Raw genomic sequence first — 14,432 nt, 5'->3', positions numbered from 1 at the left:
CGCATAACCAGCGAACCAAGATAGCCAGCTGCGGCACAGGCTACGAGCAGATCAGTCAGCATTGCCTGACTTGCACCTTACCCGGCGGAGCGTGATCCGCGTCAATTCGGATGGTCGACCGAGCCGTAACGCGAAGCCTGGCCATAGGGCCGTGCCGTTATTCACGTAGAGCGTCATCCCGTCCACGTCGTATTGACCCGAGACGTAACCCGCGTTGGCGCGCGCGGCCAACCTGTCGAGCCCTAGAATCAGTCCTCCGTGCGTATGTCCGGACAGTTGCAGAGCCACGCCAAGCGCCGCGGCGTTTCGTGCGTCACCTGGCTGGTGGTCGAGCAGAATGAGAGGAGCACCTTCTGGAGCGCCTTCAAGGACCGCAGCGAGATCGCGGTCGGGATGTCCTCTATGGCGCGACGCCCGGTCGGTGATGCCAGCGAGGACCAACTTACCGCCATTGCGCTCGAGAACGATGTGCCTGTTCTCGAGCGAGAGCAGTCCCAACGCGGCGAAGTGCGCCATCCATGTGCTGTAGCCGAAAATGTATTCGTGATTCCCGGAGATCACGTAGACGCCGTCGGGCGCCCTCAAGTCCCGCAACGGCTCGATGTCGGCGCGTCGCGCTTCGAGCGTGCCATCGATCAGATCTCCCGTGATGGCGATTAAGTCCACGCCGAGCTTGTTTGATCGCTCGACAACAGCGCGCGCCCATGATGCTGGAAAGAGGCGGCTGATGTGAAGATCAGTGAGTTGCAGAATGGTGTAACCGTCGAATTGCCGCGGAAGTCCGGAGACGCGGACTTCGACGTCCTTCAGCGGCGGAATCCTCATTGCCTGATGGACGCCGGTCGCAGCCGCAATCGATGCTAACCCGGCCAACCCGTAGCGGACAACGTCGGGGGCACTCAGGGGGCCGCCGTGGATCAGCAACCCTAATAGAAGTCCGGCATCGAGCATCACTTGAAGCAGCGCCAGCAGAACGAGCGCGCCGAAAGCCCAGTTGAAGATAGCGACAACCGGTCGCGGGAATTCCGGAGAGAACACAGAGCCTGACGAGAGCTTGCTCCACCGGTGAAACTGCAATGCGACCAATGCAAGCGCTGCCATTGCGAACTTGATCGAGAGCGGCAACTGCAGCGGCCAGATGAAGCGGGTCAGGATAAGGAGATAGACCAGGCCGAATAAGAATTGAGAAATGAGTTTGCTCCGGATTTGATCGGTGCGGCATTCTTACACAGAACCAGCGCGACAGCGGCGCCCCATAACCGGTTCTTCAGTTTCCGAAGGTTGTGGCGAGCATCGATGGTCTTTCCGGAAATTTCTTCGTGGCGCATCCCCACTCTGGGGTCCATTTTGCCAAGCCGCACTCCGGATTTCAGAGGCACCTTAGCAGAGTGCCCCGCTCGCTTAGTGAGAAAAAACCTACATGTTAACAAAATCTTACAGCATTTTTTCAAAAGCACAGGGGTATTCCACCCTGCCCGGCTGTTCGTTTTCTCTGGTTCGGCTGATCGCAATTGCCTGTAGCTACGCTTGCATGGAAATTGCATAAATTCTGGGCGACATGGACGCCGCATGAACCTCATCAGTCTCGACATCCGCATGCTCCGGTCGCTGATCTCGGTGGTCGAGACCGGCAGCATCACTGAGACCGCGCGACGGCTGGGCCGCACCCAACCGGCGATCACCCTGCAATTGCAGCGGCTGGAGGAGCTCACCGGCAAGCAGTTGTTCGAGCATGGCGGCCGCAGGCTGACGTTGACCGATGACGGCAGCACGGTTCTCACTTACGCCAGATCCATCCTGAGGCTGCATGACGAACTGATTTCGCAACTTGCGTCACAGGAAATCGAGGGCCATGTCGTGCTTGGCACGCCGGATCTCTACGCCGCCTTCATGCTCCCCTCGATCCTCAGCGTGTTCCGAAAATCCTTTCCTCGCGTGCAGGTCCAGCTCAACTGCGCGCTCTCGACGCCACTGGTCGGTCTCGTCAAGCGCGGCGATGTCGACATCGCGCTGGTCACACGGATGAATGATTTCACCGGGGGCCAGGTGGTGCGGCGCGAGCAGTTGGTTTGGATGACCGGTGATCAATCCGCCGCGCACCAGGAGCGCCCGATTCCGCTCGCGCTCTTGCCGCCTGGCAACATCTATCGCGACTATGCCATCGATACGCTAGAGCGCGCGAATCTGCGCTGGCGCATCGCCTGCGTCAGCGAAAGCGTCGGCGGCCTGCAGGCCGCCGCGTTCGCCGGCATGGCCGTCACCGTGCTCGGCCGCAGCGCGCTGGTGCCGACGATGCGCCAGATCGGTCCCAACGAGGGCCTGCCGCCGCTGCCGAAGATCGAGCTGCTGCTCTACAAATCGAGCGGCGCGACTTCGAAAGCCGCGACCGCACTGCACGACTACCTGGCGCATTATCTGCGCCTCGACGAAGAGCTCAACGGCCGCGGGGTACCGATCGAGTTGTCCTAGCACTACGCCTTCGCGCGCGTTCGCCCTATCTCGTTGAGCGCCAGCGACGGCCAAAACTTTGCCCAGGGCTGCGCCTGCTCGAACGCCGCAGCGATGCGGAAGATCGTGGGCTCGTCGAGCCAGGGCGCGACGATTTGAAGACCAATCGGCAGGCCATCCCGGTCAAAACCGCAAGGCAAAGTCGCGGCCGGAAGGCCAGCGAGGTTGATTGGCCAGGTGAAGGGCGACCAGCCGAGATGCGGATCAACCTGGTTACCGTCGATCTTGCCGACGCCGATCTTGCCGGCTTCGAACGCGGTCACCGCAACCGTTGGCGTCACTAGCGCATCGACCCGCTCAAACAGCTTTAGGAATGCATTGCGCGCCTGGCCGCGCCGATAGCTAGCTTCGATATAGTCCGTGCCACTGTAGTGGCGGCCGGCGGTAACGACGTCGCGATAATCGGCTTCCGAGCTGGCCAAATCAGCCGTGGTCTTCGTCGCAACCGCCGCCGCCTGCTCGGTGAAGGCGATCGGCTTCAGCGTGTGTTCCAAAATGCCGGCATCGAGGCCCGGACCATCGATAGTGACCTGTGCACCGCAGGCATCGAGAACGGCGATCGCCTTGTTGAACGCTGCGCGCACATCGGTGCTGACCGCGGCGTAGCCGAGATCGGCGCTGGCGCCGATACGAACGCCATTCAACGGAACAGCGTTGGTGTCGAAGCGACGGGATGGCACGGGCAGACTTGCGGCATCGCGCATGTCGTAGCCGGCGATAATTTCCAGCGTGAGCGCGGCATCCGCGACCGTCCGCGTGATCGGTCCGGTGTGCGCGAGCGAGGCCCAGGATGGCGGCGAGAAACCGGGCGAGCGCGGCACGAGGCCAAAGGTCGGCTTCAGCCCGAACACGCCGCAGAAGGATGATGGAACACGGATCGATCCGACGCCGTCGGTGCCGATCGCGATCGGGCCGCAGCCCGCGGCAACGCCCGCGGCCGCGCCGCCGCTCGAGCCGCCGCTGGTGCGACCGGGATTCCAGGGATTTCGCGTGGTACCCGTGACCGGACTGTCGGCCGTCAGCTTGTAGCCGGACTCGCAAGTCGTAGTCTTGCAGGTGATGATCGCGCCCGATGCCTTCAGCGCCGACACCACCGCGGCATCCACGTCGGGCACGAACGTCTTGTTCATCGGCGAGCCGGCATAGGCTGGCACGCCCGCAACAAAGACGAGGTCTTTAATGGTGACCGGTACGCCGGCGAGTGGCCCCTTGGCCTCGCCCGCGCGCATCTCCTTGGTGACGCGGTCGGCTTCCGCCCTCGCCTGCCCGTACATCGGCGTCACCACCGCATTGCAAGCCTCATGCGTCGCTTCGAGCGCAGCTATCGTATCGTCCACGACATCACGCGGAGTAAACGTCTTGCGCCGATAGCCGGCCATGATCTCGGTTGCAGAAAGCGCGCCAAGGCCAGTCGGCGCTGGCGGGAAGGCCGTTCGGCCGGAACCATCAGTCATCATCAACCCTAAAAAGCTAGCTGAGCGCCGCGTCGACGGCACGTTTGGCCATGACCGTGACGAGATGCGCACGGTAGTCGGCTTCGGCATGGATGTCGGAGGTGAGGCCGTCGGTGTCGACCTTGATCGCCGCGATCGCGGACGGATCGAACTTTTGCGACAGCGCTTCTTCCATCGGCGGCACGCGGAACACACCCGACCCTGCTCCAGTCACAGCCACGCGAACGCCGTCGGAAAATTTAGCGACGAACACGCCAACCAGCGCATAGCGCGACGCCGGCGCCTTGAATTTTGCATAACCTGCCTTGAGCGGCACTGGAAGGCGGATCGCAGTGATGATCTCGCCCGGTTCGAGCGCGGTCTCGAACAGGCCGAGGAAGAAATCGTCAGCCGCGATGTCGCGCGTGCTGGTGACGATGGTCGCGCCGAGGCCGAGCACGCCGGCGGGATAATCGGCAGCCGGATCGTTGTTCGCGACCGAACCGCCGATGGTGCCGCGGCTGCGTACCGCAGGATCGCCGATCATCGCGGCCAGCGCCGCAAGCCCGGGGATCTTTGCCTGCACCAGTCTCGAGGCAGCCACAACGGCGTGCGGCGTCATCGCGCCGATCGTGACGGTGGCGCCGTCATCGTTGATGCCCTTGAGAGATCCGAGCTTCGACAGGTCGACCAGCGCGACGGGACTGGCCAGCCGCTGTTTCAGGGTCGGAATCAGTGTCATCCCGCCAGCTACGAGCTTGCTGTCCTCAATCGAGGTCAGCAATCGTGCCGCGTCGGGAATCTCGGCCGGCTGGTGATAGGCAAACGATTTCATTGTTGTTCTCCCTATTCCGCCGCGACCGGCAGCGACGCATTTTGCAGCAGGCGCCAGATCCGGTTCGGCGTCGCCGGCATGTCGACATGGGTCACACCCAGATGCGACAGCGCATCGACCACCGCGTTGATGACGGCTGCCGGCGAGCCGATGGTCCCGACTTCGCCGCAGCCCTTCACACCCATCGGCGTGTGCGTGCAGAGCGTGGAGTGGGTCGCAACCTTCATCATCGGCATGTGGTCGGCCCGTGGCATGCAATAATCCATTAGCGAACCAGACAGGAGCTGGCCTGAGCCCTCGTCATAGACCGCGCTCTCGAACAGCGCCTGACCGACACCCTGGACGATGCCGCCGTGCAACTGGCCTTCGACGATCATCGGATTGATCACCGTGCCGACGTCATCCACGGCCGTGTAGTTGACCAGTGTCACCGTGCCAGTTTCCGGATCGACCTCGACCTCGGCGATGTGGCAGCCGCCGGGATAGGTGAAGTTGACGGGATCGTAGTAGGCCTGCTCCTCTAGCCCTGGTTCCAGCACTTCCAGCGGATAATTATGCGGCACATAGGCAGCGCCCGCGATCTCCTCGAACGACTTGATGCGGTCCGTACCCGCGACTGAGAAGTTTCCGGCCTCGAACTGGATATCGACTTCGGAAGCCTCGAGCAGATGCGCCGCGATCTTCTTGCCTTTCGCGACCACCTTGTCGGTTGCCTTTGACAGCGCGGCGCCGCCGACCACCAGCGAACGCGAACCGTAGGTGCCCATGCCGAACTGCACGCGATCGGTATCCCCGAACACGATATCGACATTCTCAAAGGACACGCCGAGCTTTTCCGAGACGATCTGCGCGAACGTCGTCTCATGGCCCTGGCCGTGATTGTGCGTGCCGATCATGACCGTCACCTGGCCAGTCGGATGCACGCGCACCGTGGCGCTCTCATAGAGGCCACCGCGCGCGCCGAGCCGTCCCGCAAAACGCGACGGCGCGAGGCCGCAGGCCTCAACATAGGTCGAGTAGCCGAGCCCGCGGAATTTTCCCTTGCTGGCCGAGGCCGCCTTACGGATGCCGAAATTCTTGACGTCGGCCGCGATCAGCGCGCCGTCGAGGCACCCCATCGGATCGCCGGAATCGTACTGCACCAGCACCGGCGTCTGGTACGGATAGGCCTCTTTCGGAATCATGTTACGGCGGCGGATCTCAACGCGGTCGATGCCCATCTCGCTGGCTGCGACATCGACGATGCGTTCCAGCACGAACGTCGCCTCGGGTCGGCCCGCGCCGCGATAGGCGTCGACCGGCACGGTGTTGGTGAACACCACCTTCACATTGCAGTAGATCGCGGGCGTGGTGTAGACACCGCCGAGCAAGGGCCCATAAAGATTGGTCGGGATGTTCGGCCCGAACGTCGAGAGATAGCCGCCCATATTGGCAAGCGTGTTGACGCGGAACGCCAGGAATTTGCCGGTCTCGTCGAGCGCGAGTTCGGCCTCGGTGACGTGATCGCGGCCGTGACGATCGGAAACGTAGCCCTCCGAGCGGCTCGCGACCCATTTGATCGGCCGCATCACCCGCTTGGCGGCCCAGGTGATGACGGCCTCTTCGCCGTAGTGGAACTGCTTGACACCAAAACCGCCGCCAACATCCGGAGCGACCACGCGCAGCTTGTGCTGGGGAATGTTCAGGACCAGAGCGCCCATCAGGAAGCGCACGACATGGGGGAACTGGCTGGTGGTCCACAACGTGAAGCGGTCGGTGCCCGGCTCATACTCGGCGATCGCGGCACGCGGCTCCATCGGGTTGCCGATCAGGCGGTTGTTGACCAGGCTCAGCTTTGCAACATGCGCGGCCTTGCGGAAGGCGGTCTCGACCGCGGCCTTGTCGCCGAGCTCCCAGTCGCAGCAGATGTTGTTCGGCACATCATCAAACAGTTGGGGTGCGCCCGGCCGGACCGCCTCGAGCACGCCCACTACGGACGGCAGGACCTCGTAGTCGACGGTCAATAGTTCCGCTGCCGCATTGGCCTGCTCCGGCGTATCGGCGATAACGAAGGCGACCATGTCGCCGACGAAGCGCACCTTGCCCTGAGCCAGCATCGGGAACGGCGGCTCCTTCATCGGCACGCCCTTGGCGTCCGAGATGCCCCAACCGCAGGGCAACGAACCCAGTCCGTCAGTCTTGACGTCGTCGCCGGTCAGGACAGCAATGACCCCGGGCGAAGCCAGCGCCGCACTCTTATCGACGCCGCGCAGAATCGCGTGGCCATGCGGAGAGCGCACGAACACGCCCGCGGTCATGCCGGGACGCTTGATGTCGGAGACGTAATTGCCGCGGCCGGTCAGGAACCGCTGGTCCTCCTTGCGCTTCGGTGAGGCGCCAATGCCAATCACATTGCCCATGGTCACTCTCCCTTGGCAGCGTTCATGGCGGCAGCGCCGGCCATCACTGAGACGACGATGTTCTGGTATCCGGTGCAACGGCAGATATTGCCCTCGAGGCCGTGGCGGACGTCCGCCTCCGTCAGCGTTGGCTTCTCAGTGGCGAGCGCCACCGCCGTCATCAGCATACCGGGCGTGCAGAATCCGCACTGGAGGCCGTGATGTTCGCGAAACGCCTCCTGCATCGGATGCATCCGATTCGAGCCGGGTTCACTCCTCAGCCCTTCGATCGTCAGCAGCGTCGCGCCGTCGAGCGCAGGCGCGAGCAGCGTGCAACTCTTCACCGGGAGGCCGTCGAGATGCACCACGCAGGCCCCGCACTGGCTGGTGTCACAACCGATATGCGTGCCGGTCAGATTGAGCTGCTCGCGCAGCAGCTCGGCGACGAGCGTCGCCGGTTCGACGTCAACGGTGGTTGGCCGGTCGTTGAGAGTGAAGGATATCTGCACGGTCATACTCCTGTGCGCGATGGGGTCTTCAGGCTAGTGGAAGTGCGCTGCCGGTGGCCCATGTGGCCATGACGACATCGCCGACGATGAACGGATCTGCGAAGAAGGTCTTTTCCGGCACATAAGCCACGAACTCGTCGTCCGGCCCGGTGTCGAGCATGACCTTGACGAAATAGCCCTGATATTCGATCGCGAGCACGCGGCTCGGCAGCGACGTGCTGCAGCCGGGCGGTAACTCCCGGCCCGGCCTGACCAGCGCGACGTCGTCACGGCGCACAGCGATATCAACCTTGTCGCCCACGGAGACAGTCGAGCGCGCCTGGAGTGGCACTTCGATTCCTGAAGGCGCGGCCTGTGCGAGTGTAAAGCTTGCACCGTTGACCTTCTCCACCCGCCCCGACAGCACATTCTGACCGCCCATGAATTCGGCGACATAACGGTCGTGCGGGTGGGCGTATACGTCGCGTGCGGCCCCCGCCTGCTTGATCTTGCCCTGCTCCATCACCACCACGAGATCGGCGAGCGCAATCGCTTCGAGCTGGGTGTGGGTGACATGGATGAAGGTGATGCCGAGCTCTCGCTGCATCCGCCTGAGCTCTTGGCGCATCTGTACGCGTAGCTGCTCGTCGAGCGCGGAGAGCGGCTCGTCGAGCAGCAGCACGCGCGGCTCTGTGATCGCCGCGCGCGCCAGCGCCACACGCTGCTGCTGGCCGCCAGAAAGTTGCGCCGGCAGGCGGTCAGCGAATTGCGTCAGCCGGACCTTCTCGATCATGACGTCGGCGGCACGCAGGCGATCGGTCTTCGACATCCCGCGCACGCGCAACGCAAAGGCTATGTTGTCGCGCACGGTGAGATGCGGGAACAGCGCGTAGGACTGGAACATCATCGCCGTGCGCCGCTGGGCCGGCGCAAGCCCCACGACGTTCTGGCCACCGATCACGATCTCGCCCGCGGTCGGGTCCTCATGGCCCGCAATCATGCGCAGAATCGTGGTCTTGCCGCAGCCTGAGGGGCCGATGAAGCAGCAATAGGCTCCGTCGGCGATCTTGAGGTTGACGCCGTCGACCACGTAGGTCGCTCCGTCAAAACTCTTGCCGACGCCAGCCAGTTCGATATCACCGCGATCGCTCTTCATATTCCAGCTCAGCCCTTTGCGCTGCTGCCGCGCCTCTTCTGGATCAGCACGATGCTGCCCAGGCTCGCGCCAATGACGATGAATGAGACGATGGTCGTCACCGTGCCGAGCGCGTAGAGCGAGGGCGAGGTGACATTTCAGCGTCATGCTCCAGATTTCCAGCGGCAGCGTGTTCAGCGAGCCCGCCGTCTGGAGGCTGCGCGCGAACTCGTCGTAGGAGAGCGTAAAGCCGAACAGCGCCACCGCGACGATGCCGGGCACCAGCACCGGTATCATCACCAGCCAGATCGACTGCCAGCGACTGGCGCCGAGATCATAGGCCGCTTCCTCCCAGACGTGATTGAAGCGCGACATCACCGCGAACATCACGAGCACGCCGAACGGCAGCGTCCAGGACAGCTGCGCGCCGAGCGCCGAGGTGTACCAGCTGGCGTTCAGTCCGAGCGCCTGAAACAGCAGGCCGGTGCCACGACCGAGCACCAGCCCGGGCGCAACAAGGCTACCAATCATCATGTAGAACACGACGGTGTCGCCTCGAAAGCGCTTGCGGAAGCCGAGCCCTGCCAGAAAGGACACCACCACTGTGATCACGGTGACGATGACCGCAAGCTTGATCGAGCGGTCGAATGAGCCCTTGACGTCGCCGGTCCGCACCTGCGTGAAGAGATCGACGAACCAATGCAGCGAGTGGCCCTTCATCGGGAACACGAGGCCGCCGCGGATATCCTGAAACGACAGGACATAAATGCAGAACATCGGCCCGTAGAGCGCGATCACGTAGAACCCGAATAGCGTCGCAAGAACGTAGAAGGTCCAGGGCCGGCCGCCCTTGCTCGGTGCGATCGCCTTCCTGGTCGCGGGCGCGGCCGTTTCGGGCATGTCGGCGAGAGCGGCGCTCATCGCGTGATCTCCTGCCGGATATCAACCGTACGTAGGATCAACGAGACGATCGCGACCAGCACGAGAGTCAGCAGTACAGCGCTCGCCGCCGCGGTCGGATATTGCAGCACGCCCACGTCCTCGTAGAACGCGCTGACCACCGAGGCCGAGCCGCCGCCGGACATCACTTTCACCACAAAGAAGTCGCCCATTACGATCGAGACCACGAAGATGGTGCCGAGCGCGATGCCACTCTTGGACATCGGCACCACGATCAGACGCATGATGTCGAAACGGCTGGCGCCGGCGTCGATCGCGGCCTCGATCAGCCTCTTGTCGATCCGCGCCATGGAGTTGAAGATTGGCACGATCATGAAGATCGTGAGCTGGTGGACATAGGCGATGACCACCGCAAGGTCGGAGAACAGCAACACCTCAAGCGGCTGGCGGATTACGCCTAGCGCCAATAGCGCCTGGTTAATCAGGCCTTCCTTGCCGAGCAGAGGAATCCAGGAGATCATCCGAATGATGTTCGAGGTCCAGAACGGCACCGTGCACAGCAGGAACAGGCCGATCGCAAGCAGCTGATTACGAACGTGGAAGACCAGAAAATAGGCGACAAAAAAGCCGATAATCAGCGTGAAGATCCAGGTCAGCACCGTGAACTTGATGGTCGCCAGATACAGCTTCAGCGTCAGCGCCGAATGCAGCACATCGATGTAGCTCGCCAGCGTGAAGTCGGGCGTGAGGCCGCCAAAACCGTCAGTGGCGAAGAAGCTCGCCGCCAGCACGACCAAGATCGGCGCCACGAAGAACGGCACGAGCACCAGGACCAGCGGCGACACATAGAGCCAGCCGGCGAGATTGTCGCGTGGCGGAGCTTGAGTTGAAATTGAACTCGGCTGCATATCGGCCTCGAACTCGGTCTTCTCGCATCGGCGCGCGACCGCGCCGATGCCGTCGTCAGGTCGCGGAAAGCAGGTTTCAGGCCACCTTGAAATCGTTCCAGCGCTTGTTCATGTACGCGGCCTCGTCCAGCGTATTCCAGCACGAGATGTTCTTGACGCGGTCCAGGAACGAGCCGCCGTCACGCTTGGTACCGGTCTGCTCCATCGGCACGCCATAGGGATCGTTGACCACCTCGGGCGCTGGCTGGCCCTCGTACCAGAACGCCCATTCCGCCGGTGTGAGGAACTTCTTCGCGGTCGACGGGACCGGGCTGTAATAGCCGTAGCGCGCAACGAAGCCGCCCTGCCAGCCCGAGAGATACCAGTTGAGATATTCGTAGGTCGCGTCGAGCTTCTTGCCGGACAGGTGCTTCATCAGGCCCATGCCGTTACACCAGCCGCGATAGCCTTCCTTGCCGTTCTTGACGTTAACCGGCGCGTAGACGCAGGGGATTTCCTTGACGCGCACGGCGGCGACCGCCGGCGACCACATGGACTGGATGACCACCTCACCCGCCGCCATCAACTGCACCGACTGGTCGAAGGTGGTCCAGGTCGCTCGGAACTGGCCCTGCTTCTTCAGCTCGATCAGCTTGTTGCAGGTAAAGTCTATCTCCTCCTTGGTCATGTTGCCCTTGTTGCCGTACTTGATCAGCCCGGCGCTTTCGAAGCAGAGCGCAGCATCCATGATGCCGATCGCGGGCACGTCGAGAATCGCCGCCTTGCCCTTGAACTTCGGATCGATCAGGTCCTTCCACTCGGTTACTTCATGGCCGACAAGGTCGGGCCGATAGCCGATGGAATCGGCGTTGTAGACCTGCGGCAGGAAGGTCGCCCATTCCGTGACGCCGTCATGCAGATCGGTGGAGTCGGGCTTGGAGATATACATCGCCTCGTAGGGCGAAACGCCCTGGCGCGGGATCTTGTGACCGTCGATCTCGCCCTTGGTGAAGATCGGCAGGATGTTGTCGAACTCCTTGATTTTCTTGACCTCGATGCCCTGGATCACGCTGCGCTTGGCGGCGAGTTTGGCCTGCCAGCCTTCAAGATCGGCGATATCGACCGTATTTGGCTGGCTTATGAAGCGATTGATGGCAGCGGAGGTATCAAGGTTCTGCATCGTCACCTTGAAGCCGAGATCCTTGGCCGCCTGGTCGCCGATCGCCTTCACCACCGAATAGGAGACGCCGACATGACGGAGCTCAATGTCCTTGATCTCCTGCGCCCAGATGGTCGGGAATCCGCGGATCGCATCCGAACCCACAGCTGCGCCCGCAACTGCCGCAGCACCCCTCAACAGCGTGCGCCGGCTCAGCTTTTTCGAAGACTTCACTTCCGTTCCCGCCGGATCGGAAGTCGATGTCCGCTTATCCCTGTCAAGCATGGCAACCCTCATTGGTTACGATGAACGCCCGCACCGATCGCCATTGACCGGCTGCGATGTGATCAATTGCGCTCAAGGCTATTGACGGGATTTCGCGAAGTAAAATTGGAAGTAAATATTCGCCGCATAAACGCGGCTAATGGATTTGTCTGCTGCATCAGCTTTTGGCAACGCGCATAAGAAGGCGCCATGGCTTGTATACAGCCCGCCCCCTGATCGCTCAGGTCGCGTTAAGACCGCAGACAGATCGTATAGCGCGTGCGTCGAAGAGCGACCGGACAGCCCCGAGCGCCAGAGGCAGGCTGTACCGGCGCGGCCGAAGCGAAAGTAGAGGATCGCGCCAAGCACACAGTGTTCACAAGGAGCTGACAGGGGCGCGCTTGCTGCCTTCCGGTTCGGGACAATACGGGAGCGCCGCCCCCGCCTTTAGGAGCAACTTAATGGGCTGTTTGCGGCCAGCCCTGCCAGAAGGCATTTCACACGTCGTTTTCGGCTCAGATACTAATGCGGTTTGGTCGTGAGCTCAGATTTTGCCTCCGACTCGTTTCTCGTTCGAACGAGGTCCACATCGTTCGAAAATACTCTTCAGCACAAACGTCGCACGCGTCCGGTTGGCGCGGACCTTGGCGTCAGGGATCGAAGCCGGAAGGCCGAGACCGGACAGGGCTCGGTTCACGAGAGCCCGGCCAGCAAGCGAACGCTTGCGAGGGCGCCCAATCAAGGCAGCAACTGCCGGATCCTGTGTGTCATCGCCGGATCATCGAGAACCACCGCCCATTCGAACAAGGCTTGGCGAATTGTGGTGGTAACGATGCCGTGGTGCGCCAAGCGATCTGCGACAAACTGGCGGTCCGTCTCCCTTCGCGCAAACGCGAGATCCGAGAGTAGTCGCTCAAAAAGTCCTCGGCCGCGTGCGTCACGTAATCGGCATCGCGTATCAGCTGAGTCTGCGCCCGCACCACGCGACCAAATTTCGGGATGCCGGCGATGCCGACCGCGATGGCGATGTTGAGCATGCCTTGGCCGAGGAAGGTCACGATCAGCATGGCGAGCAGCACGCCGGGAAATGACGACAGCATATCGAACAGGCGCGACACGGCCTCATCCAGAATGCGATTGCGCTGGCCCGCGATGATGCCGAGGACAATGCCTGCTCCGAGTCCGACCGCAACACCGCCGGACCCGATCAGGAGCGAGTAGCGCGTGCCGAAGACAGTCCGCGCGAAGACGTCGCGGCCGAGCCGATCGGTCCCGAACAGATGCGCCCAGCCCGGCGGCTTCAGGCCCTCGCTGAAATCGCCGACGAGCGGATCGAAGTGCGTGAACAGCGAAGGCGCGATCGACGCCGCGATCAGGAGCGCGACGAAGACGAAGGACAGGACGAGCGCGAACGGCAGACGGCGCCGAACAGCGATTGCAGCCAGATGTGACGCCTCGAAGCCAACGAGGTCTTGCGGGGCCTCGAGCGGTACGGCCGTGTCGAAGGAGCGATGCGACGGCGCGGTCATTGGGCCCTCAATCTCGGGTCGATCAGCACATAGAGGATGTCGAGCAGCGTGGACGCGGCAACGTGGATGAAGGCTGCGAGCAGCACGACGGTGAGCACGACCGGTACGTCGTGGGTCAGCACCGCGCCCAACGTTACCGTGCCGAGGCCTGGCCGGCCGAACACCTTCTCGGTGATGACCGCACCGCCGAGCAGGCCGCCGATCAGCCAACCGCCTAACGTCACCGCCGGCAAAAGAGCGTGCCGCAACACGTGACGCCAGCGAATGACGAGTTCGCCGACGCCGCGCGACCGCACGGTCGTCACGAAGGGCTGGTCGAGCGTCTTCTCCATGGCTTCACGCAGAACCTGCGTCAGCAGGCCGGCGGTCGGCAATGCCAGGGTGATCGCCGACAGCACGAGGGAATTCCACCCCTCCGCGCCCGATACCGGAAACCAGCGCAGATTGAACGAGAATGCCATCAGCAGGAGGATGCCGAGCCAGAAGACGGGCGTCGAGGCGAACACCAGTTCGACGAACGAGGCCAGCTCGCGCGAGAACCGCCCTCGCCCCGCAGTCAGCAGCGCAATGAAGCCGGCAATCACGATCGCAAGCACGCCGGCCGTGAGCGCAAGCTCGACGGTCGGCAGAAGCTGCGATCCGACGACCTCGATCACCGGCTGGCGCAGCACATAGGACGTGCCGAAATCGCCGCGGAGGATGCGCGACAAGAACTCGACGTACTGCTCGGGCAACGAGCGATCGAGGCCCCATTCGGCTGCGATCGCCTCACGGAGACCGGGATATTCGACGTCACCGGCGAGGATGTCCTGAATGCGGCCGGGCAGCGCATGCAACGCGAGAAACGTTGCTGTCACGCTCGCCCAGGCCACCACCAGGCTGGTGAACAGCCTGGAGACGATGCGAGACCACATGG

At 62.7% G+C, this 14,432-nt stretch carries 11 protein-coding genes and 1 pseudogene; 1 reads left to right on the top strand and 11 read right to left on the bottom strand.

The features are described from left to right. Nucleotides 1–51 precede the first annotated feature (51 nt). Nucleotides 52–1,191: a metallophosphoesterase gene (locus J4G43_RS20325; protein ID WP_028152377.1), complete on the bottom strand. Its 1,140-nt coding sequence runs from the start codon at nucleotides 1,189–1,191 to the stop codon at nucleotides 52–54. A 378-nt stretch (nucleotides 1,192–1,569) separates the two neighbouring features. On the opposite strand from J4G43_RS20325, the gene J4G43_RS20320 reads away from it, so the two are divergent. Beyond that, nucleotides 1,570–2,469 carry a LysR substrate-binding domain-containing protein gene (locus tag J4G43_RS20320; protein ID WP_085404912.1) on the top strand — a complete coding sequence of 300 codons (900 nt, stop codon included), beginning with the start codon at nucleotides 1,570–1,572 and terminating at the stop codon, nucleotides 2,467–2,469. Between the two features lie 2 nt (nucleotides 2,470–2,471). Here J4G43_RS20320 and J4G43_RS20315 read toward each other — a convergent pair whose 3' ends face one another. The 10 genes and pseudogenes from J4G43_RS20315 to J4G43_RS20270 form a co-directional block, all read right to left on the bottom strand. After that, nucleotides 2,472–3,962: an amidase gene (locus J4G43_RS20315; protein ID WP_085404949.1), complete on the bottom strand. Its 1,491-nt coding sequence runs from the start codon at nucleotides 3,960–3,962 to the stop codon at nucleotides 2,472–2,474. Nucleotides 3,963–3,978: 16 nt separating this feature from the next. Next, entirely contained in the window at nucleotides 3,979–4,776 is a 798-nt protein-coding gene (locus tag J4G43_RS20310; protein ID WP_085404913.1) for an FAD binding domain-containing protein, read from the bottom strand. A gap of 11 nt (nucleotides 4,777–4,787) precedes the next feature. Beyond that, nucleotides 4,788–7,175, bottom strand: coding sequence for a xanthine dehydrogenase family protein molybdopterin-binding subunit (locus J4G43_RS20305; protein ID WP_208086081.1), 2,388 nt, complete (start codon nucleotides 7,173–7,175; stop codon nucleotides 4,788–4,790). Nucleotides 7,176–7,177: 2 nt separating this feature from the next. Further along, nucleotides 7,178–7,669 carry a (2Fe-2S)-binding protein gene (locus tag J4G43_RS20300; RefSeq protein ID WP_187387739.1) on the bottom strand — a complete coding sequence of 164 codons (492 nt, stop codon included), beginning with the start codon at nucleotides 7,667–7,669 and terminating at the stop codon, nucleotides 7,178–7,180. Nucleotides 7,670–7,691: 22 nt separating this feature from the next. After that, nucleotides 7,692–8,798, bottom strand: a complete 1,107-nt coding sequence (locus J4G43_RS20295) for an ABC transporter ATP-binding protein (RefSeq protein ID WP_208086080.1) — start codon at nucleotides 8,796–8,798, stop codon at nucleotides 7,692–7,694. A gap of 8 nt (nucleotides 8,799–8,806) precedes the next feature. Next, nucleotides 8,807–9,698, bottom strand: a pseudogene (locus J4G43_RS20290) (ABC transporter permease). Continuing rightward, nucleotides 9,695–10,585 carry an ABC transporter permease gene (locus J4G43_RS20285; protein WP_208086079.1) on the bottom strand — a complete coding sequence of 297 codons (891 nt, stop codon included), beginning with the start codon at nucleotides 10,583–10,585 and terminating at the stop codon, nucleotides 9,695–9,697. Before J4G43_RS20285 ends, J4G43_RS20290 begins: the two are co-directional and overlap by 4 nt. A gap of 76 nt (nucleotides 10,586–10,661) precedes the next feature. Then, complete coding sequence (locus J4G43_RS20280) at nucleotides 10,662–12,008, bottom strand: ABC transporter substrate-binding protein (RefSeq protein WP_208086078.1); 1,347 nt, start codon at nucleotides 12,006–12,008, stop codon at nucleotides 10,662–10,664. A 746-nt stretch (nucleotides 12,009–12,754) separates the two neighbouring features. Beyond that, nucleotides 12,755–13,516, bottom strand: coding sequence for an ABC transporter permease (locus J4G43_RS20275; RefSeq protein WP_208086077.1), 762 nt, complete (start codon nucleotides 13,514–13,516; stop codon nucleotides 12,755–12,757). Next, nucleotides 13,513–14,430, bottom strand: coding sequence for an ABC transporter permease (locus J4G43_RS20270; RefSeq protein WP_208086076.1), 918 nt, complete (start codon nucleotides 14,428–14,430; stop codon nucleotides 13,513–13,515). Before J4G43_RS20270 ends, J4G43_RS20275 begins: the two co-directional genes overlap by 4 nt. Nucleotides 14,431–14,432: the final 2 nt, after the last annotated feature.

The organism is Bradyrhizobium barranii subsp. barranii (assembly GCF_017565645.3).
In the GTDB taxonomy this organism is placed as follows: Bacteria; Pseudomonadota; Alphaproteobacteria; order Rhizobiales; family Xanthobacteraceae; genus Bradyrhizobium; species Bradyrhizobium barranii.
Note: the sequence above shows the minus strand (reverse complement) of the source record. Positions and strands in the feature narration are given on the sequence as shown.